The 20,102-nt window shown below is 71.4% G+C and carries 12 protein-coding genes, 1 tRNA gene, 1 rRNA gene and 1 pseudogene; 5 read left to right on the top strand and 10 right to left on the bottom strand.

The window, feature by feature from the left end; all coding sequences use genetic code 11:
• Nucleotides 1–111 precede the first annotated feature (111 nt).
• The 3 genes and pseudogenes from ACZ6KO_RS00075 to ACZ6KO_RS00065 all read left to right on the top strand — a co-directional run.
• Nucleotides 112–900 (top strand): annotated as a pseudogene (locus tag ACZ6KO_RS00075) (Fpg/Nei family DNA glycosylase); the annotation flags it as partial.
• A gap of 24 nt (nucleotides 901–924) precedes the next feature.
• A complete protein-coding gene (locus tag ACZ6KO_RS00070) occupies nucleotides 925–1,239 on the top strand; it encodes a nuclear transport factor 2 family protein (RefSeq protein ID WP_469301406.1) in 315 nt (104 codons plus the stop codon).
• Nucleotides 1,240–1,322: 83 nt separating this feature from the next.
• Nucleotides 1,323–2,093 carry an SDR family NAD(P)-dependent oxidoreductase gene (locus ACZ6KO_RS00065; protein ID WP_469298010.1) on the top strand — a complete coding sequence of 257 codons (771 nt, stop codon included), beginning with the start codon at nucleotides 1,323–1,325 and terminating at the stop codon, nucleotides 2,091–2,093.
• Nucleotides 2,094–2,486: 393 nt separating this feature from the next.
• Here the strand turns inward: ACZ6KO_RS00065 and ACZ6KO_RS00060 are convergent, their stop codons facing one another.
• The 8 genes from ACZ6KO_RS00060 to ACZ6KO_RS00025 all read right to left on the bottom strand — a co-directional run bounded on the left by ACZ6KO_RS00060 (nucleotide 2,487) and on the right by ACZ6KO_RS00025 (nucleotide 16,389).
• Entirely contained in the window at nucleotides 2,487–2,867 is a 381-nt protein-coding gene (locus ACZ6KO_RS00060; RefSeq protein WP_401451230.1) for a helix-turn-helix domain-containing protein, read from the bottom strand.
• Between the two features lie 109 nt (nucleotides 2,868–2,976).
• The gene (locus ACZ6KO_RS00055; RefSeq protein WP_469298005.1) at nucleotides 2,977–3,465 is read right to left on the bottom strand and encodes a CinA family protein; all 489 of its coding nucleotides are present in this window, start codon (nucleotides 3,463–3,465) and stop codon (nucleotides 2,977–2,979) included.
• 98 nt (nucleotides 3,466–3,563) lie between these two features.
• Nucleotides 3,564–4,220 carry a CDP-diacylglycerol--glycerol-3-phosphate 3-phosphatidyltransferase gene (pgsA, locus tag ACZ6KO_RS00050; RefSeq protein WP_469298000.1) on the bottom strand — a complete coding sequence of 219 codons (657 nt, stop codon included), beginning with the start codon at nucleotides 4,218–4,220 and terminating at the stop codon, nucleotides 3,564–3,566.
• On the bottom strand, nucleotides 4,217–5,713 hold the full coding sequence (gene rimO / locus ACZ6KO_RS00045) for a 30S ribosomal protein S12 methylthiotransferase RimO (protein ID WP_469297996.1): 1,497 nt from the start codon (nucleotides 5,711–5,713) through the stop codon (nucleotides 4,217–4,219). The genes pgsA and rimO overlap by 4 nt, the downstream gene beginning before the upstream one ends.
• 103 nt (nucleotides 5,714–5,816) lie before the next feature.
• Nucleotides 5,817–6,713, bottom strand: coding sequence for a helix-turn-helix domain-containing protein (locus ACZ6KO_RS00040; protein WP_469297992.1), 897 nt, complete (start codon nucleotides 6,711–6,713; stop codon nucleotides 5,817–5,819).
• A gap of 206 nt (nucleotides 6,714–6,919) precedes the next feature.
• Complete coding sequence (locus ACZ6KO_RS00035) at nucleotides 6,920–9,733, bottom strand: DNA translocase FtsK (RefSeq protein ID WP_469297990.1); 2,814 nt, start codon at nucleotides 9,731–9,733, stop codon at nucleotides 6,920–6,922.
• Between the two features lie 162 nt (nucleotides 9,734–9,895).
• The gene (locus ACZ6KO_RS00030) at nucleotides 9,896–10,576 is read right to left on the bottom strand and encodes a response regulator (RefSeq protein WP_469297988.1); all 681 of its coding nucleotides are present in this window, start codon (nucleotides 10,574–10,576) and stop codon (nucleotides 9,896–9,898) included.
• A gap of 224 nt (nucleotides 10,577–10,800) precedes the next feature.
• Complete coding sequence (locus tag ACZ6KO_RS00025; protein ID WP_469297986.1) at nucleotides 10,801–16,389, bottom strand: HAMP domain-containing protein; 5,589 nt, start codon at nucleotides 16,387–16,389, stop codon at nucleotides 10,801–10,803.
• Between the two features lie 233 nt (nucleotides 16,390–16,622).
• Here ACZ6KO_RS00025 and ACZ6KO_RS00020 point away from each other — a divergent pair, with 233 nt between their 5' ends.
• Together ACZ6KO_RS00020 and ACZ6KO_RS00015 are read left to right on the top strand one after the other, a co-directional pair.
• Nucleotides 16,623–19,196, top strand: coding sequence for a SpoIIE family protein phosphatase (locus ACZ6KO_RS00020; protein ID WP_469297984.1), 2,574 nt, complete (start codon nucleotides 16,623–16,625; stop codon nucleotides 19,194–19,196).
• Between the two features lie 11 nt (nucleotides 19,197–19,207).
• Entirely contained in the window at nucleotides 19,208–19,717 is a 510-nt protein-coding gene (locus ACZ6KO_RS00015) for a DinB family protein (protein ID WP_469297980.1), read from the top strand.
• Nucleotides 19,718–19,770: 53 nt separating this feature from the next.
• Here the strand turns inward: ACZ6KO_RS00015 and ACZ6KO_RS00010 are convergent.
• Nucleotides 19,771–19,846, bottom strand: a tRNA-Thr gene (locus ACZ6KO_RS00010).
• A gap of 5 nt (nucleotides 19,847–19,851) precedes the next feature.
• A 5S ribosomal RNA gene (gene rrf / locus ACZ6KO_RS00005) occupies nucleotides 19,852–19,968 on the bottom strand.
• Nucleotides 19,969–20,102 lie beyond the last annotated feature (134 nt).

Below are 20,102 nucleotides of genomic sequence, written 5' to 3'. Positions count from 1 at the left end.
CCCGCGCCCCGGAAACGAGCGGCGCACACGCCGACACCGCCCCCAACCGTGACGGCGGCGTCGCCGAGGTGGCCGACGGCGGGGCCCGGGCGGGCCGGGGACAATGGAGCCATGCCCGAGGGAGACAGCGTCTGGCGCGCCGCGCACCGCCTGCACGCGGCGCTCGCCGGTCAGGTCCTGACCCGGGGCGAGCTGCGGGTGCCCCGGTTCGCCACCGCCGACCTCGCCGGCCGTACCGTGCTGGACGTCACCCCGCGCGGCAAGCACCTCCTGGCCCGGATCGAGGGTGGCCTGACCCTCCACAGCCACCTGCGCATGGACGGCGCCTGGCACGTCTACGCCGCCGGCGAGCGCTGGCGCGGCGGCCCCGAGCACCAGGTCCGGGCCGTGCTCGGGACCGCCGACCGCACCGCCGTCGGCTACCGCCTGCCGGTCCTGGAGCTGATCCGCACCGCCGAGGAGGCCGCGGTCGTCGGCCACCTCGGCCCCGACCTCCTCGGCCCCGACTGGGACCCCGCGCTCGCCGCCCGCCACCTGCTGGCCGACCCCGGCCGCCCGCTCGGCGAGGCCCTGCTGGACCAGCGGAACCTGGCCGGCATCGGCAACGTGTACAAGTCCGAGCTGTGCTTCATGGCGGGCGTCACCCCCTGGACACCCGTCGGCGACCTCCCCGGCGGCACGCTGAGCCGGATCCCGGGCGCCGCCCACCGCCTCCTGAAGGCCAACACCGCCACCGCGGAGGAACGCCCGCGCAACACCACCGGTCTGCGCCGCCCCGGCCAGGACCTCTTCGTCTACGGCCGCGCCGGCCGCCCCTGCCTGCGCTGCCACACGCCCGTCCGCGAGGCCCCGCAGGACGACCGCCCCACGTACTGGTGCCCGCGCTGCCAGAGCGGTCCGGAGGGCGAGGACCCCAGGGCCGTCGTGCTCCGCTTCAACGACCGGATCACCGCCCACGACCTGGCGGGCCTGGCCGCCCTGATGTCGCAGGACCACACCTTCGTCGACACCGCCGGGACCGTCGTCGCCGGCAAGGAGGCCTGTGTGGAGGCCTGGCGCGGCTTCTTCGCCGCCTTCCCCGACTACCGCAACGTCCTCACCACCGTCACCGCCCACCACGACGTCGTCATCGCCGTCGGCCGCAGCGAGTGCTCCGATCCCCGCCTGGCCGGCCCCGCCCGCTGGAGTGCCACCGTCCGCGCCGGGCGGGTCACGCGCTGGCACGTCCACGAGGACTAGGGGCTGTCCGGCGGATCATGGCCGGACAGCCCCTAGCTCCCCACCGGTTGACGGTCCGTCAGATTCGGTCGTACCGTCCCGGCATGCCCACACCCATAGCCTCGTACGACCTCACCGGCCGCACCGCGCTGATCACGGGCGCCGCCGGCGGCATCGGCCGGGCCACCGCCGTCCTGCTCGCCGGGGCCGGCGCGGCCGTGCACTGCGCGGACCGCGACGAGCAAGGCCTCGCCGAGACCGCCGCCCTGATCAATGACAAGGGCGGACGGGCCGTCGCCCACCCCCTCGACGTCACCGACCGCGGCGCGCTGCGCGCGGCCGTCCGGGCGGCCGGCCACCTGGACATCGCCGCCGCGATCGCCGGGGTCATGCACACCAGTACCGTCCTGGACACCCTCGACGAGGATCTCGACCGGGTCCTGGACATCAACTTCAAGGGCGTCCTGTACACCTGCCAGGAGTCCGCCCGCGCCATGATCGGGGACGGCCGTCCCGGCTCGATCATCACCATGGCCTCCGGCGCCGTGGACGCCGCCCAGCCGGGCCTGCTCTGCTACAGCGCGGCCAAAGCCGCCGTCGTCCAGCTGACCAGGACCCTCGCCACCGAGGCCGGCCCGCACGGCATCCGGGTCAACGCCGTCGCCCCGGGCTGGATCCGCACCCCGATGACCGGCCGGCACAGCCCCGAGGTCCAGGAGCAGACCGAGGCGGCCATGGTCCGGATGTCCCCGCTGCGCCGGGTCGGCGAGCCCGAGGACATCGCCCAGGCCGTGCTCTACCTCGCCTCGGACGCCTCGTCGTTCATGACGGGCCAGATCCTTCGCCCGAACGGTGGAGTCGCGATGCCCTGGTAGGGCGCGATGCCCTGGTAGGGCGCGGCGCCCCGGTGCCGCGCGACGCCCGGGCCGGGCGTCCGGCGAAGCGTGCGCAGTGCACCGGCAGCAGGCTCAGGCTCCAGCCGCCGAGCGTCATCGCCCCCTCGACCGGCCCGGCCTCCTGCGGCGCGAGGACCAGGCGGAGCGCCGCCCACCACCACAGCACGCCGACGGCCAGGCCTACGGGCATCCATATCCGTCCGGGTATCCATATCCGTCGCAAGCCTGCCTCCCAGGGGCCGCGGACCGGGGCTCCCATGGTCCCGCAGACCCCCACCGGTCGCACCCAGAACGCCCGGCCCGGACAGCACGGAGCCCCGGCCGGTGCTTCACGCACCGACCGGGGCTCCGGCCACACTCATGCACACATGCTCAAGCGGCTACGACATCCACCGCTTCGGCCGGCGCCTTGATGGTCACCCGCTCCGGTCCCGAGGCGACCGAGGTCACCGAGACGGAGTTGAGCATCGGGCGTACCGGTGCCGGTACCGGATCGCTTGCCGCGGCCGACTGTGCGAGTTCGGCGAGCGAGAGCTCGTCGCTGACCTCGCGCATCAGCTCGGACATCCGTACGTCCAGCGCGTCGCAAATGGCGGAGAGCAGCTCGGAGGACGCCTCCTTCTGCCCCCGCTCCACCTCGGAGAGATAGCCGAGCGAAACTCGGGCGGACGAGGAGACTTCGCGCAGAGTACGGCCCTGGCGCTGGCGCTGCCGACGCAGCACGTCACCCAGCAGGCGACGGAGCAGAATCATCGGTGGCTCCCTCCTCTGACCGTGTAGCCGCATCCTTCACGCCCCACCGTACCGCCTCGCGCCGCGGCCGTGCGGGGAGCGATGTCGTGTTCACTCAGGGCTGCAAACATCAAATCCCCCCGTTCTGTTCCGTATCCTGCCTCCGCGCATTTTCGCGGAGTTCGCTCGAAAGCAGTTCGAGCACGTTCCGTACACTCTCCCTACGGATTTCCGCCCGGGAGCCGTTCAACCTCAGGCGGGCCGTTTTCCTGCCCCCCGGGCCCACCACGGCGACGAAAACGGTGCCCACGGGCTGCCCGTCCTGCGGGTCGGGGCCGGCCACTCCGGTGGTCGCGATCCCCCACGAGGCCCCCAGTGCCCGCCGTACCCCCGCCGCCATCTCCTCGGCGACCTGCGCGTTCACCGCGCCGTGCGCGGCCAGCAGGGCACCGTCCACACCGAGGACGGCTTCCTTGAGCTCGGTGGCGTACGCGGTGACCGAGCCGCGGAAGGAGCGGGAGGCCCCGGGGACGGCGGTCAGCTCCGCGGCGACCAGGCCGCCCGTCAGGGATTCGGCGACGGCGAGGCTCTGATCACTCTGCGCGAGCAGCCGCAGCACCTCGGCCGCGACACCAGGGGCGGGCGTGACATGGGCGGCGTCACCTGCGCCACCCCCGGTCGCACACACGTTCCCCCGGCCGTCCCCCGCCCGATGTGTCACGTCGCGGCCCGCTCCGCGGCCAGCCCCTTGCGTCGCAGCACGATCGCCTGCCGGACGTAGTCCAGAGCGGTGACGACCGTCAGCACGACGGCGACCGCCATCACCCAGAAGCGCAGGGTCGCCAGCGGCCCGGTCAGCGCGAGCACGTACATGCCCACCGCCGTGCCCTGCGCCAGGGTCTTCATCTTGCCGCCGCGACTGGCCGGAATCACCCCGTACCGGATCACCCAGAAGCGCATCAGCGTGATCCCGAGCTCCCGCCCGAGGATCAGCCCGGTCACCCACCAGGGCAGGTCGCCCAGCCAGGACAGACAGATCAGGGCCGACCCCATGATCGCCTTGTCGGCGATGGGGTCGGCGATCTTGCCGAAGTCCGTGACCAGGTTGTACGTCCGGGCCAGGTGCCCGTCGAAGATGTCCGTGATCATGGCGACGGCGAAGGCCGCCCAGGCCCAGGCCCGCCACACGGGGTCGTACCCGCCGTCGGCGAGCAGCAGCACGACGAACCCCGGCACGAGGACGAGGCGGACCATCGTCAGGATGTTCGCGATGTTCCACAGGCTGGCCTGATTGACGGCCGCGGCCCCCAGCTTCCCGCCGGGCGACGGCCGGCGGCCGGTCCCGCCCGCCGCCGAAGCCGGGACTCCGCTCATCCGGCCGCCTCCTCAAGACCCAGGGGTTCGGCGACCAGGTCCACGCCGAGCGTCCCGACCACCTTCGCCGTCACCATACGTCCCGCGACCAGGCCCGTGCTGTCCGTGAAGACGACCTGGCCGTCGGTCTCGGGCGCCTGGTGCGCGGCGCGCCCGTAGGCACCGTCACCGTCCTCGTCGACCGTTTCCACGGACTCGACGAGTACCTCCAGGGTCTCCCCGATCCGCTCCTCCGCGCGCTGCGAGGTGAGCTCTTCGGCGAGCCGCTGCATGTGGGCCAGCCGCTCGGCGATCACGTCGTCGTCGAGCTTGTTCTCGTACGTGACGGCCTCGGTGCCCTCCTCGTCGGAGTACCCGAAGACGCCGATCGCGTCGAGGCGGGCGTGGGTGAGGAAACGCTCCAGCTCGGCGAAGTCCGCCTCGCTCTCACCGGGGAAGCCCACGATGAAGTTGGAGCGCACACCGGCCTGCGGGGCCTTGGAGCGGATGGTGTCGAGCAGCTCCAGGAAGCGGTCGGTGTCGCCGAAGCGGCGCATCGCGCGCAGCACGTCGGGGGCCGAGTGCTGGAAGGACAGGTCGAAGTACGGCACGACCTTCGGGGTCGAGGTCAGGACGTCGATCAGGCCGGGGCGCATCTCGGCGGGCTGGAGGTAGCTGACGCGGACGCGCTCGATGCCGTCGACGTCGGCCAGCTCCGGCAGCAGGGTCTCCAGCAGCCGGATGTCGCCGAGGTCCTTGCCGTAGGAGGTGTTGTTCTCGGAGACCAGCATGATCTCCTTGACGCCCTGCTCGGCCAGCCAGCGCGTCTCGCCCAGCACGTCGCTGGGGCGGCGCGAGATGAAGGAGCCGCGGAAGGACGGGATGGCGCAGAAGGAGCAGCGCCGGTCGCAGCCGGAGGCGAGCTTCACCGAGGCGACCGGGCTCGTGTCCAGGCGGCGGCGCAGCGGGGCGCGCGGCCCGGAGGCGGGTGCGAGGCCCTCGGGCAGGTCGGCGGGGGCCTCGGCCGGCTCCTCGGCGGGCGCGGCCTGGGCGTGGCCGGGCAGGGCCACGGCGGTGTCCTGGCGGGCCGCCGGGCTGATCGGCAGCAGCTTGCGCCGGTCGCGCGGGGTGTGGGAGGCGTGCACGCCGCCGGCGAGGATGGTCTGCAGGCGGTCGGAGATGTCGGCGTAGTCGTCGAAGCCCAGCACGCCGTCGGCCTCGGGGAGGGCTTCGGCGAGCTCCTTGCCGTAGCGCTCGGCCATGCAGCCGACGGCGACGACGGCCTGGGTCTTGCCGTGATCCTTGAGATCGTTGGCTTCCAGCAGGGCGTCTACGGAGTCCTTCTTGGCGGCTTCGACGAAGCCGCAGGTGTTGACGACGGCGACGTCCGCGTCGGCGGCGTCCTCGACGAGCTCCCAGCCATCCGCCGCCAAGCGGCCTGCGAGCTCCTCCGAGTCCACCTCGTTACGGGCGCAGCCAAGAGTGACAAGGGCGACGGTACGGCGTTCGGGCATGGACTCAAGACTACTTTGTCCAAACGCCGACCCCCGCCCCAAGTCCCGGTAAACCAAGATCCCCGGGGTGCCGGACGGCATCCCGGGGACCTCGTGGGGCAGGTCAGCCCGCCTGGGGCTGGCCCTGGCGCGGGTCGTCCTTGGTGTAGGTGAGGCGTTCCACCTGGCCCGACTCGAAGTCGTCCTTGATCTCCTTGCCGTTCACGAAGAGCTGGACGGCCCCGGCGTCGCCGAGCACGAGGTCGATGGATTCCTTGTCGGTGAAGGTCTTGGAGTCGCCGAGCTGGAGGGTGCCGTCGAAGAGCGTGCGGCCGCTGTGGTCCTTGGCCGAGATCCAGCTCTCGCCGTCGGCCGCGGTCAGCACGACCGTGACCATGTCCTTCGGGGCGGCGGCGATGGCACTGTCGGTGGGTTCGGGCTTGACGGGCTTGGGCACCGTCGGGGTGGCCGGCGACGGCTGGGCCGCGGGCTGCCCGCCGGACTGCTTGGGCGCCGGCTTGGGTGAGACGGAACCTTCCGCCACGGGCTTCTTGCCGGTGTCCTCACCACCGCTGAAGGCGGTGAAACCGGCGAAGCCGATCACGGCGACGATCGCCGCGACCATGGCGGCGGTCCAGTTGGGCCGCTGGCGCTCGGGGCGGATCCGCTCCGCCTCGAACATGGGTGCGGCGGAGGTCGGCGCCGGACGACCGCCGTGAGCCGCGTCGTAGGCCTCGACCAGGGGATCCGGATCGAGGTGCACGGCACGGGCGAGGGTGCGGATGTGGCCGCGGGCGTACACGTCGCCGCCGCACCGCGTGAAGTCGTCCTGCTCGATCGCGTGCACGATCGGGATGCGCACGCGCGTCGTGGAACTGACTTCCTCGACGGTGAGGCCGGCGACGATCCGCGCCTTCTTGAGGACCGTCCCGATGGAGGGTCCGTCGGCGGGCCGGTCGGCGGAGCCGTCGTCGGGGGAAGGCCGGTCTTCTTCGGGGGAGTTGGCGTTGCCGATGGACACGAGGGCGCCTTTCGAGCGTGTAGCCACCTGCTGGATTTCCAGTCTAGGGGGGTGACGAAAGGGTGGAGCAACCGGAGGGCGGACTCCCTACGCCATCTGTATGGCGCGCAGGAGTCCGGGCGGAGCTACGGCGCGGCGCCGGGTCCGGCACCGCCCCTTTGCTCAACTGGACGCGTGGACGGGGGAAACGGTTGTGCCCGCATCCCTTACGGGTGAGACTCGCCCCGGATGACCGCCAGGACACCGTCCAGCTCGTCCGGTTTGATCAGGACGTCCCGCGCCTTGGAACCCTCGCTGGGCCCCACGACACCCCTCGACTCCATGAGGTCCATGAGGCGTCCGGCCTTGGCGAAACCGACGCGCAGCTTGCGCTGGAGCATGGAAGTGGAACCGAACTGGGTGGTCACCACGAGCTCGGCGGCCTGGCACAGCAGATCCAGATCGTCGCCGATCTCCTCGTCGATCTCCTTCTTCTGCTTCTGCCCCACCGTGACGTCGTCCCGGAAGACCGGCGCCATCTGGTCCTTGCAGTGCTGGACGATCCTGGCGATCTCGTCCTCGGTGACGAAGGCGCCCTGGAGCCGGATGGGCTTGTTCGCCCCCATCGGCAGGAACAGTCCGTCGCCCTTGCCGATCAGCTTCTCCGCACCCGGCTGGTCCAGGATGACCCGGCTGTCGGCGAGCGAGGAGGTGGCGAACGCCAGCCGCGAGGGCACGTTCGCCTTGATCAGCCCGGTGACCACGTCGACGCTGGGCCGCTGGGTGGCCAGCACCAGGTGGATGCCGGCGGCGCGGGCCAGCTGCGTGATGCGCACGATCGCGTCCTCGACGTCGCGCGGGGCGACCATCATCAGGTCCGCGAGCTCGTCGACGATCACCAGCAGGTACGGGTACGGCGTCAGCTCCCGCTCGCTGCCCGGCGGCAGCTTGACCTTGCCGGCCCGGATCGCCTCGTTGAAGTCGTCGATGTGCCGGTACCCGAAGGCGGCCAGGTCGTCGTAGCGCAGGTCCATCTCGCGCACGACCCACTGCAGGGCCTCGGCGGCCCGCTTGGGGTTGGTGATGATCGGCGTGATCAGGTGCGGGATGCCCTCGTACGCGGTGAGCTCGACCCGCTTGGGGTCGACCAGCACCATCCGGACGTCCTCCGGGGTGGCCCGCACCATCACCGAGGTGATCAGACAGTTGATGCAGGAGGACTTTCCCGAACCGGTGGCGCCGGCCACCAGCACGTGCGGCATCTTCGCCAGGTTGGCCATCTCGTAGCCGCCCTCGACGTTCTTGCCGAGCGCCACCAGCATCGGATGGTCGTCCTCGGCCGCGGCCGCCAGCCGCAGGACGTCACCCAGGTTGACCATCTCGCGGTCGGTGTTGGGGATCTCGATGCCGACCGCCGACTTGCCCGGGATCGGGGAGATGATCCGTACGTCCGGGGAGGCCACGGCGTACGCGATGTTCTTGGTCAGCGCGGTGATCCGCTCCACCTTGACCGCCGCGCCGAGGGTGACCTCGTAGCGGGTGACCGTCGGGCCGCGGGTGAATCCGGTGACGTCCGCGTCGACCTTGAACTCGGCGAAGACGTTGGTGAGCGCCGCGACGATCGCGTCGTTGGCGGCGCTGCGGGTCTTGCCGGGGCCGCCGCGCTCCAGCAGGTCCAGCGAGGGCAGGGCGTAGGTGATGTCCCCGCGCAGCTGGAGCTGCTCGGCGCGCGGGGGCAACGGCCGGTTCTCCGGCGGGGCCTTGGTCAGGTCCGGCACCACCGCCGGCGCGGACGCGGCCGCGCGCTCCTCGCGGGCGGCGGGCACCGGGGCGGCCGGAACCGGAGCGGAGGGCACCGGCGTGGTGGCATCGCCGCCGCCGCGCTCGGGGGTGATGCCGTGGGTGAGGTCGGCGACCAGCGGCGAGGGCGGCAGCCCGCCCAGTACGGCGCCGTCCAGGGCGGCGGCCGCCGCGGCGGCCACGTCGACGGCGTCCATCTCGCGGTCCAGGGGCGGCTGCACCGGGGCCCGCCGGGGCCGGCGGCGCCGGGCGAGTGCCGCCTCCTCGGCGGCGCCGGCCTCGCCCGCGTCGTCCGTGTCGTTTGCGTACTCGTCGTCTGCGGCACGGCCGCGGCCGGTACGGGCCCGCCACCGCTCCGGGTCGTGCCGGTCGGCACGCCGGGCCGCCCGCGCCCCGCGCCCGGCGTTCACGTCGTCCCCGTCGTCCGCGTCGTCGTCCGTGTCGTCCGCGGCGGCCTGGACGATGCCCAGCTTGACGCCGAGCGCGCGCAGCCGCTGCGGGATCGCGTTGACCGGGGTGGCGGTGACCACCAACAGGCCGAAGACCGTGAGCAGCAGGAGCATGGGGACGGCCAGCGGCGCGCCCATGGTGAAGATGAGCGGCTTGGACGCGGCCCAGCCGATGAGCCCGCCGGCGTCCTGCATGGCCTCGGCGCCCTCGCCCCGGCCCGGCGCCCCGCAGGCGATGTGCACCTGCCCGAGGACCCCGATCACCAGGGCGGTCAGGCCGACGCCGATGCGCCCGTTGGCGTCCGTCTGCTCGGGGTGGCGGAGGAAACGTACGGCCATGACGCCGAGCAGGATCGGCACCAGCAGGTCCAGGCGCCCGAACGCGCCGGTGACCAGCATCGTGACCAGATCGCCGACCGGGCCGCTGAGGTTGGACCAGGTGCCAGCGGCGACGATCAGCGTGAGGGCGAGCAGGAGCAGCGCGACGCCGTCCTTGCGGTGCGCCGGGTCGAGGTTCTTCGCCCCCTGCCCGAAGCCGCGGAAGACCGCGCCGATCGCGTGGGCGATGCCCAGCCACAGCGCGCGCACCAGCCGCAGCACGCCCCCGGTCGGGGACGGCGCGGGCTTGGGCGCCGCCTTCTTCGCCGGGGCGCGCTTGGCGGCCGCCGCCTTCTTGGCCGCGGGTCTGCCCGCGGGCGCCGCCTTCTTCGCCGCCGGCGTCGTACGGCCGGTGCGGGCCTTCGCGGTGCCCGCGGTGCTCTGGGAACCCTTGCCGGACGTACTTGAGGCCATGAGGGCGAGGTTACCGGTGCGCGCGCCGGTGGACACGCGTGCCCACCCCTTCACCCTTTCGTGTCGGGCTGCCCGTACACGGTTTGACGCACGGACAGCCTGACCCGGCCTCGGCATCCCTGCCGGACCGGGCCGCGCCGTCACGGGCGGCGGCCCGTACGGTCAGCTCTGCGCGGGCAGGACGGCCGGGGTGCCGCCGGTTCCCGGCTCCAGCGCGTCCAGGGCCCGCCGCAGCCCGGTCAGCTTGCGCTCCAGATGGGCGGCGGTCGCCACCACCGCCGGATCCGCCGCCTCCTCGCCGAGCTGCTTGGTCAGCGCCTCGGCCTGCTCCTCGACCGCCGCGAGCCGCGCGGAGAGCTCGGCCAGCAGCCCGGCCGCCTCCTTGCCCTCCACACCGCCCGGGCCGCCGCCCTCCAACTGGAGGCGCAGCAGCGACGCCTGCTCGCGCAGCTGGCAGTTCTTCATGTACAGCTCGACGAAGACCGAGACCTTCGCCCGCAGCACCCACGGGTCGAAGGGCTTGGAGATGTAGTCCACGGCCCCGGCGGCGTAGCCCCGGAACGTGTGGTGCGGACCGTGATTGATCGCGGTGAGGAAGATGATCGGGATGTCCCGGGTCCGCTCCCGCCGCTTGATGTGCGCGGCGGTCTCGAAACCGTCCATCCCGGGCATCTGCACATCCAGCAGGATGACCGCGAAATCGTCCGTCAGCAGCGCCTTGAGCGCTTCCTCCCCCGACGACGCCCGGACCAGTGTCTGATCGAGCGCGGAGAGGATGGCCTCCAGCGCCAGCAGATTCTCCGGCCGGTCGTCGACCAGGAGGATCTTGGCCTTCTGCACCATGCCCTGTCCTCCTCGCCCCGGCATGGGGCCTCCCCGGCTCCTGGCAGCGGCCGGCTCAGCGCCGGGTCCCGCCCCAGAGAACGGCTTCCTTGCGCCGCCCGTCCTTGTGCCGGTCATCGTAGCCCCAGTCCCGAGATCGCCACACCCTGTCACCAAGATGTCACTGTGCACATAGCAGAAACGTGATGGAAGGGCAGAAGGTTCCCCCTGCGCCCGCCGGCCGGTCACCTCCGGCGCATGTGCTGCTCCATCACCGAAAGGAGGTAGTCGGGATCGACCGGCTTGGTCACGTAGTCGGTGGCCCCGGAGTCGATGGCCTTCTCCCGGTCCCCCTTCATGGCCTTCGCCGTCAGGGCCACGATCGGCAGCCCCTCGAACTGCGGCATCCGCCGGATCGCCGCCGTCGTCGCGTACCCGTCCATCTCCGGCATCATGATGTCCATCAGCACGACCGTCACGTCGTCGTGCTGCTCGAGCACCTCGATGCCCTCGCGCCCGTTCTCCGCGTACAGCACCGTCAGCCCGTGCTGCTCCAGCACACTCGTCAGTGCGAACACGTTGCGCACGTCGTCGTCGACGATCAGCACCTTCTCGTGGTGGAAGTCGTACGTCCGCGGCGGCGCCGGCAGCTCCTCGCCCAGCGCCCACTCCGGGTCCGCGGTCGGCTGACCGGGGACCGACAGCCGCGGCAGCGGTTCGCCCAGCGCCTTGCGCCGGCGCCGGAAGAGCGCGGCCGAACCGTGCCCGCCCTGGCCCGGTGCACCCTGGCCCAGCCCGACCTGGCCCAGCCCGGCCTGACCCGGTCCGCCCTGGCCCAGCCCGAGCTGGCCCGGTCCGGTCCCCGGGCCGAACTCCGCCGCCGGCCCGTCGCCCGGCAGCGTGCCGGCGCCCTGCGGCGCGGGCGCCTGCCGTACGGACGTCCCCTCGTCGGCCGGCCGCCGGTACAGCTCGCCGCGGGCCCCGGGGCCCGCGGAGGCGTACCCCTGGGGCGGGAGCTCACTGGGGTGCAGCGGCAGGTACAGCGTGAAGGTGGAGCCGCGGCCCGGTTCGCTCGCCGCGTGGATCTCACCGCCCAGCAGCCGCGCGATCTCCCGGCTGATGGACAGCCCCAGGCCCGTGCCGCCGTACTTGCGGCTGGTGGTGCCGTCGGCCTGCTTGAACGCCTCGAAGATCACCAGCATCTTGCTCGCCGCGATCCCGATCCCGGTGTCGGTGACCGAGAACGCGATCAGGTCCGCGTCCGCCTCGCGCAGCGAACCGGCCTCCAGCAGCTGCTCGCGGATGGCCTGCGGCACGTCCGGACCGGCGGGCCGGATCACCAGCTCCACCGCCCCGGTGTCGGTGAACTTCACCGCGTTCGACAGCAGGTTGCGCAGCACCTGCAACAGCCGCTGCTCGTCGGTGTGCAGGGTGGCCGGCAGCTCCGGGGAGACCCGCACCGAGAAGTCCAGGCCCTTCTCCGCGGTCAGCGGCCGGAAGGTCGCCTCCACGTAGTCCACCAGCTGCACCAGCGCGATCCGGGTCGGCGAGACGTCCATCTTGCCCGCCTCGACCTTCGACAGGTCCAGGATGTCGTTGATCAACTGGAGCAGGTCCGACCCCGCGCCGTGGATGGTCTCGGCGAACTCCACCTGCTTCGGCGAGAGGTTCTCGTCCGCGTTGTCCGCCAGCAGCTTGGCCAGGATCAGCAGCGAGTTGAGCGGCGTGCGCAGCTCGTGCGACATGTTGGCCAGGAACTCCGACTTGTAGCGCATCGAGACCGCGAGCTGCTCGGCGCGCTCCTCCAGCACCTGCCGGGCCTCCTCGATCTCGGTGTTCTTCACCTCGATGTCCCGGTTCTGCTGGGCCAGCAGCTCGGCCTTCTCCTCCAGCTCGGCGTTGGCCGCCTGGAGCGCCTTCTGCCGGTTCTCCAGCTCGTCCGAGCGCTCGCGCAGCTGCTCGGTCATCTCCTGCGACTGCTTGAGCAGCATCTCCGTCTTGGAGTTGACGCTGATGGTGTTGACGCTGGTCCCGATCATCTCGCCGATCTGGGACAGGAAGTCCTTCTGGATCTGCGTGAACGGCTGGAACGACGCCAGCTCGATGACCCCGAGCACCTTGCCCTCGAACAGCACCGGCAGCACGATCACATGCGCCGGCGGCGCCTCCCCCAGCCCCGAGGAGATCTTCAGGTAGCCCGGCGGGGTGTTCTCGACGAGGATCGTCCGCTTCTCCTCGGCGACCGTCCCGATCAGCCCCTCGCCCGGGCGGAACGACGTGGGCATCTGGCCGCCCGCGTACGCGTAACTGCCGCGCATCCGCAGCTCGTACGCGCCGTCCCGGCCGCCCTCGGCGCCGATCTCGCCCGGCCCGCCGGCCGGCTGCACCAGGAAGAACGCGCCGTGCTGCGCCGAGACCACCGGCGTCAGCTCGCTCATGATGAGCGAGGCCACGTCGTCGAGGTCGCGCCGGCCCTGCATCAGGGCCGAGATCCGGGCCAGGTTGCCCTTGAGCCAGTCCTGCTCCTTGTTGGCCAGGGTGGTGTCGCGCAGATTGGCGATCATCGTGTTGATGTTGTCCTGGAGGACCTGGATCTCGCCCGCCGCGTCCACGTCGATCTTCAGGTTCAGATCCCCGCGGGTCACCGCGGTGGCCACGGCCGCGATCGCCCGTACCTGACGGGTGAGGTTGCCGGCCATCTCGTTCACCGACTCGGTCAGGTCCCGCCAGGTGCCGTCCACGTCCCGCACCCGCGCCTGGCCGCCCAGGATGCCCTCGGTGCCCACCTCGCGCGCCACCCGGGTCACCTGGTCGGCGAACGACGACAGCTGGTCGACCATCGTGTTGATGGTCGTCTTCAGCTCCAGGATCTCCCCGCGCGCGTCGATGTCGATCTTCTTGGTCATGTCGCCCTTGGCGATGGCGGTCGTGACCATGGCGATCTGCCGCACCTGACCGGTGAGGTTGGAGGCCATGAAGTTCACCGAGTCGGTGAGGTCCTTCCACGTGCCCGAGACACCGGGTACGTGCGCCTGCCCGCCCAGGCGGCCCTCCGTACCCACCTCCCGCGCCACGCGCGTGACCTCGTCCGCGAACGAGGACAGCGTCTTCACCATCGTGTTGACCGTGTCCGCGAGCTGCGCGACCTCACCGCGCGCCTCGACGGTGACCTTCTTCGTCAGGTCGCCGTTGGCCACCGCCGCCGAGACCTGCGAGATGTTGCGCACCTGCGACGTCAGGTTGTTCGCCATCAGGTTGACGTTGTCGGTCAGGTCCTTCCAGATGCCCGTCACCCCGCGCACCCGCGCCTGCCCGCCCAGGATGCCCTCGGAGCCCACCTCGCGGGCCACCCGCGTCACCTGCTCCGCGAACGAACTCAGCTGGTCCACCATCGTGTTGACGGTGGTGACCAGTTCGAGGATCTCGCCCTTGGCGTCGACCGTGATCTTCTTGGAGAGGTCGCCCATGGCGACCGCCGTCGTCACCTCGGCGATGTTGCGCACCTGCGAGGTCAGGTTGTTGGCCATGAAGTTGACGGACTGCGTGAGGTCCTTCCAGGTGCCCGAGACCCCCTTCACCTCCGCCTGGCCGCCCAGGATGCCCTCGGTGCCCACCTCGCGGGCCACCCGCGTCACCTGCTCCGCGAAGTTCGAGAGCTGGTCCACCATCGTGTTGAGGGTGTTCTTCAGCTCCAGGATCTCGCCCCGCGCGTCCACGTCGATCTTCTGCGACAGGTCACCGCGCGCCACGGCGGTCGCGACCTGCGCGATGTTGCGCACCTGCGACGTCAGGTTCCCGGCCATGCCGTTCACCGAGTCCGTCAGGTCCCGCCACACGCCGGCCACGCCCGGCACCTGCGCCTGACCGCCCAGGCGCCCCTCGGTGCCCACGTCCCGGGCCACCCGGGTCACCTGCTCGGCGAAGGCCGAGAGCTGGTCCACCATCGTGTTGATGGTGTTCTTCAGCTCCAGGATCTCGCCCCGCGCGTCCACGTCGATCTTCTGCGACAGGTCACCACGCGCCACCGCCGTGGTGACCTGGGCGATCTGCCGCACCTGCGAGGTCAGGTTCCCGGCCATGAAGTTGACGGAGTCCGTCAGCTCCTTCCAGGTGCCCGAGACCCCCTCGACCCTGGCCTGACCGCCCAGGCGCCCCTCGGTCCCGACGTCCCGCGCCATCCGCGTGACCTGGTCGGCGAACGACGACAGCTGGTCGACCATGGTGTTCACGGTGACCTTCAGCTGGAGCATCTCGCCCGACACGTCGACCGTGACCTTCTGCGACAGGTCGCCGTTGGCCACCGCCGTCGTCACCTGGGCGATGTTGCGCACCTGGCCGGTGAGGTTGCGGAAGGCGGTGTTCACCGAGTCGGTGAGGTCCTTCCACGTACCCGCCGCACCCGGCACCTGCGCCTGACCGCCCAGTTCGCCCTCGGCGCCGACCTCCCGCGCCACGCGGGTCACCTCGGCACCGAAGGCCTGCAGCTGGTCCACCATCGTGTTGACGGTGTTCTTCAGCTCCAGCATCTCGCCGGCCACGTCCACGGTGACCTTCTGCGACAGGTCGCCGTTGGCCACCGCCGTCGTCACCTGGGCGATGTCCCGCACCTGCGTGGTCAGGTTGCGGAAGACCGTGTTCACCGAGTCGGTGAGGTCCTTCCACGTACCCGCCGCACCCGGCACCTGCGCCTGACCGCCCAGCAGACCCTCCGCGCCCACCTCGCTGGCCACGCGGGTGACCTCGTCCGCGAAAGTGCGCAGGGTATCGGTCATCTGGTTGATCGTTTCGGCGAGCTGGGCCACCTCGCCGCGCGCGCTCACCGTCACCTTCTGGGTGAGGTCACCGTTGGCCACGGCCGTCGTGACCTGCGCGATCCCGCGCACCTGCGCGGTCAGGTTGCCCGCCATCGTGTTGACGGAGTCGGTCAGGTCCTTCCACACGCCCGCGACCCCGGGCACCGTGGCCTGACCGCCCAGCTCGCCCTCCGTGCCGACCTCCCGCGCCACGCGCGTGACCTCGGAGGAGAACGACGACAGCTGGTCCACCATCGTGTTCACGGTGTTCTTCAGCTGGAGCATCTCGCCGGCCACGTGCACCGTGACCTTGCGGGACAGATCGCCCTTGGCGACCGCGGTCGTCACCAGCGCGATATCACGCACCTGGGCGGTGAGCCGGTACGCCATCGTGTTGACGGAATCGGTCAGGTCCTTCCAGGAACCAGACATTCCACGCACCTGGGCCTGACCGCCGAGCTTGCCCTCGGTCCCCACCTCCAGCGCGACCCGCGTCACCTCGTCGGTGAACGCCGACAGCTGGTCGACCAGGTTGTTGACCGTACGCCCGACCTTCAGGAACTCCCCGCGCAGCGGGTGCCCCACCCCGTCCGGCCCCTGCGTGCGCAGGTCCATCCGCTGGGCCAGATCACCCTCGGCGACCGCCGACAGCACCCGGCCGACCTCGGACACCGGCCGGGCCAGGTCCTCCACCAACTGGTTCGACGCATCGATCGCGGCGGCCCAGGAGCCCTCGCAGGCCCCCGCCTCCAGCCGCTCGCTCAGCTTGCCCTCGCGGCCGACCATCCGCCGTACCCGGGACAGCTCGCCGGTCAGATGCAGGTTCCGGTCGGCGACCTCGTTGTAGACGGCGGCGATCTCCGCCATCACGCCGTCGCCGGACACCGTCAGCCGCCTGCGGAAGTTCCCGTCCCGCATCGACACCAGGGCTGCGAGCAGCCGGTTCAGTGCGGCGGTGTCGACTTCCGTCGTCCCTCCGCGCCGGGGTCGTCCGCCCTTCGCGCGCGTCCCCGTCCTCCGCGCCGCTACGCCAGACTCCACCGTGTCCCTCCCGAAGGGGTTCGACCGCTGCCCGACCGGCCCCCGGCGAAACACCGGGGCCGGCCTCCTGAAAGCCTGCCCAGTGTTTCACCCTGGCGGAACCCGGCCATAACACTTCGGCACCTTCGCACAGAGCCCACACCCTGCGGGTGGACTTCCCCACGAGGCACCCGTACCGACCGCGAAGGTAAGTAACCTGGCACCCGACTGTCCAACCGCGGCGAAGGAGACTCGTGATCACGGCACGGGCGGCTGCCAGCTTCGATCCCGTAGGACGCTCGGTCGCCGGGGCCCGCGCATTCGTGCGCGACACCCTGCAGGGCTGGGGCTTCCTGGACATCATGGACGACGCGGTGGTCCTCACCAGCGAGCTGGTCACCAACGCCGTGGTGCACGCCGGCACCCGGGCCGAGGTACTGTGCCTGCGGGCCGAGGACGGCGTACGCGTCGAGGTCGCCGACCGCTACCCCGAGCGCGGGCTGCCGCTCCAGCACCCCGGCGAGCGCCCGTACGCCGACCCCGACCGCGAGAACGGCCGCGGCCTGATGCTCTGCGCCGCCCTCGCCACCCGCTGGGGCGTCGAGTACACGGCCACCCACAAACAGGTGTGGTTCCGGCTCGATCTGCCGGACCGGCCGGTCGGTACCCGCTCCGCCGGCCCTGTCGTGTCCGACCGGCTGCTGCCGCTGGCCGACACCCGCGTCCGCGTCGCGGTCGTCCAGGTCGACGGCGACGGACGGATCAGCGCCTGGAACGACGACGCCGAGCAGATCTTCGGCCACGCCGCCGGGAAGGCCGTGGGCCGCCCGCTCGCCGAGCTCGCCGCCTGGCCGCAGACCCCCGGCACCGGCACCGGCCTCGCCGAGGCCCTGCGCCTGTCCCGCTGGGAGGGCAGCTACGGCCTGCGCGGCGCGGACGGCCGGATCATCCCCGTCTACGCCTCCCACCTGCGCGTCCGCGACGCCCACGGGGAACCCTCCATCGTCTGCCTGCTCGTCCACGACGACGAGCGCGCCCTGCTGCAGACCCCGGCCCGCGGCCCGGCCCCCACCGACGAGAACCGCCTCGGCGAGCCGCGCCCCGCCGACCCCTTCGAGATCTTCATCGGCTCCCCCGCCCCCGACGATCTCGACGGCCTGCTCCAGCGCACCGTCGAACGGGCCCGCGACATGCTCGACGCCGACTCCGCCTTCCTGCTGCTGGCCACCGACGACGAGACCGAGCTGGAGGTCCGCGCCACCACGGGCCTGCCCTCCACCCGCCAGCGCTTCGCCCGGGTCCCCGTCGAGGCCGGCGCCCACCGGTTCGGATCGGCCCGGATGCCCGCCGTCCACGAGGACGTCGTCTCCGTCCCCGGAGCCGTCCCGCTCCTGGAATCCACCGGCATGCGCTCCGTGATCACCGTCCCGCTGAAGGTCGAGGGCCGGCTCACGGGCTCCCTGGGGGTCGCCGCCGAGATGCCCGGCCGCTACTCCAACGAGGACGCCCTGCGCCTGCAGTTCGCCGCCGACCGCATCGCCCTCGCCGTCGAGTCGGCCCGCCTGGGCGAGCTGGAACGACTGCGCCGCGGCTCCCTCTCCTTCCTCGTCGAAGCCTCCGACCTGCTGGCCGGCACCCTCGACCGGGACCAGACCCTGGCCCTGATGGCCCAGATGACCGTCCGGACCCTGGCCACCTGGTGCGCGGTCTACACCATCGCCGACCCGGCCTCCGAGCCGTACCTGTCGTACGTGCTCCACGAGGACGAGGAGCGCATCGACGGTCTGAAGGACCTGCTCAACCGGGTCAGCCCGCCGGAACCGGTCACCGACCCGCCCGGCGCCCGGCCCTGGCACGCGGCCACCGCCGCCGTCGGCGGCGAGACCGTCGTCCTTCCCCTCCTGGCGCGCAACCGCGTGATCGGCATGCTCACCCTGGGCAATCCCTCGGAGGAGCACTTCCGGCAGGAGATCCTCGAACTCGCCGAGGACCTGTCACGGCGGGCCGCCCTCGCCCTGGACAACGCACGCCTGTACTCCGAGCGCACCGCCATCAGCCGCTCCCTCCAGCGCAGCCTGCTCCCGCCCGGCTCCCCCGCCATCCCGGGCATGGAGGTCGAGGTCATCTACCGCGCGGCCGGAGAGGGCAACGAGGTCGGCGGCGACTTCTACGACGTCTTCCCGATCCGCGACGGCGCGTACGGCTTCGCGATCGGCGACGTCTGCGGCACCGGACCGGAGGCCGCGGCCGTCACCGGCCTCGCCCGGCACGCCCTGCGCCTGCTGGCCCGCGAGGGGCTCGGCGGCCCGGCGGTCCTGGAGCGCCTGAACGCGGCCATCCTCGACGAGGGTGCCCGCAGCCGCTTCCTGACCCTCCTGTACGGCGAGCTCCACCCGCAGCCCGACGGCGGCGCCCTGATGAAGGTCGTCTGCGCCGGTCACCCGCTGCCGCTGCGCCTGCGTCCGGACGGCGAGGTCGTCCCCGCGGCCGAACCGCAGCCGCTGCTGGGCGTCATGGACGATCTCGAACTCTACGAGCAGACCCTCACCCTCGACCCGGGTGACGTCCTGCTGTGCGTCACGGACGGGGTGACGGAACGCCGCGAGGGCACGCGCATGCTCGGCGACGACGGTCTCACCGACGTGCTGACCACATGCACGGGCCTCACCGCCGGCGCGGTGGCCGCCCGTATCCTGCGGGCCGTGGAACGCTTCGCGGCCGAGCCCGCCTCGGACGACATGGCCATCCTCGCCTTCCGGGTACCGGAACAGCGGACAGGCGATGAAACCCCGGCAAAACCGCTGCCCTTTGGCCAAAACCTGCGCTAACGTCAGCGGCCATGCCGATTCCCCGTACCCGCCCGGACTACACCGCCGACGAACGGACGCAGCTCGTCGGATGGCTCGACATGCAGCGCTCCATCATCCAGTGGAAGTGCCGGGGCGTCTCCGACGAGGACGCTCATCGCCCCGTGCTTCCGTCCTCCCCGTTGATGACCGTGGCCGGCGTGATCTCCCACTTGCGGTGGGTCGAGCAGTGCTGGTTCGAGGTCATGCTCCTGAACCGCCCGGCCACCGGACCGCAGTTCGTGGGTCCGGAGGACGCGGACATGATGGTCGAGGGCATCCCCCTCGCCCAGCTGCTGGAGGAGTACGACGACCAGTGCGCGGTGTCGAACGAGATCACCGCCGCCCATGCCCTGGACACCACGGGGCTCAATACCGACTACAAGGCCGGCTCCGCCTCGCTCCGCTGGATCCTGCTCCACATGATCGAGGAGACGGCCCGGCACGCGGGGCACCTGGACGCGATACGTGAGCTCCTCGACGGCGAAACGGGCTACTACTGAAAGAGTCCGGGAACGCAAAAAGGCCCCCGCCTGATGGCGGGGGCCTTTTCTGTTGGAGCCCTTTAACGGAATCGAACCGTTGACCTTCTCCTTACCATGGAGACGCTCTACCGACTGAGCTAAAAGGGCGGGTTGTTCGGCGGCGTCCTACTCTCCCACAGGGTCCCCCCTGCAGTACCATCGGCGCTGAAAGGCTTAGCTTCCGGGTTCGGAATGTAACCGGGCGTTTCCCTAACGCTATGACCACCGAAACACTATGAAGTTAGACCGGAAGGCAAACACGGTCGTTACTTCAGAACTAACACAGTGGACGCGAGCAACTGAGGACAAGCCCTCGGCCTATTAGTACCAGTCAGCTCCACCCGTTACCGGGCTTCCACATCTG

The organism is Streptomyces sp. NPDC042102, from assembly GCF_055582305.1.
Note: the sequence above shows the minus strand (reverse complement) of the source record. Positions and strands in the feature narration are given on the sequence as shown.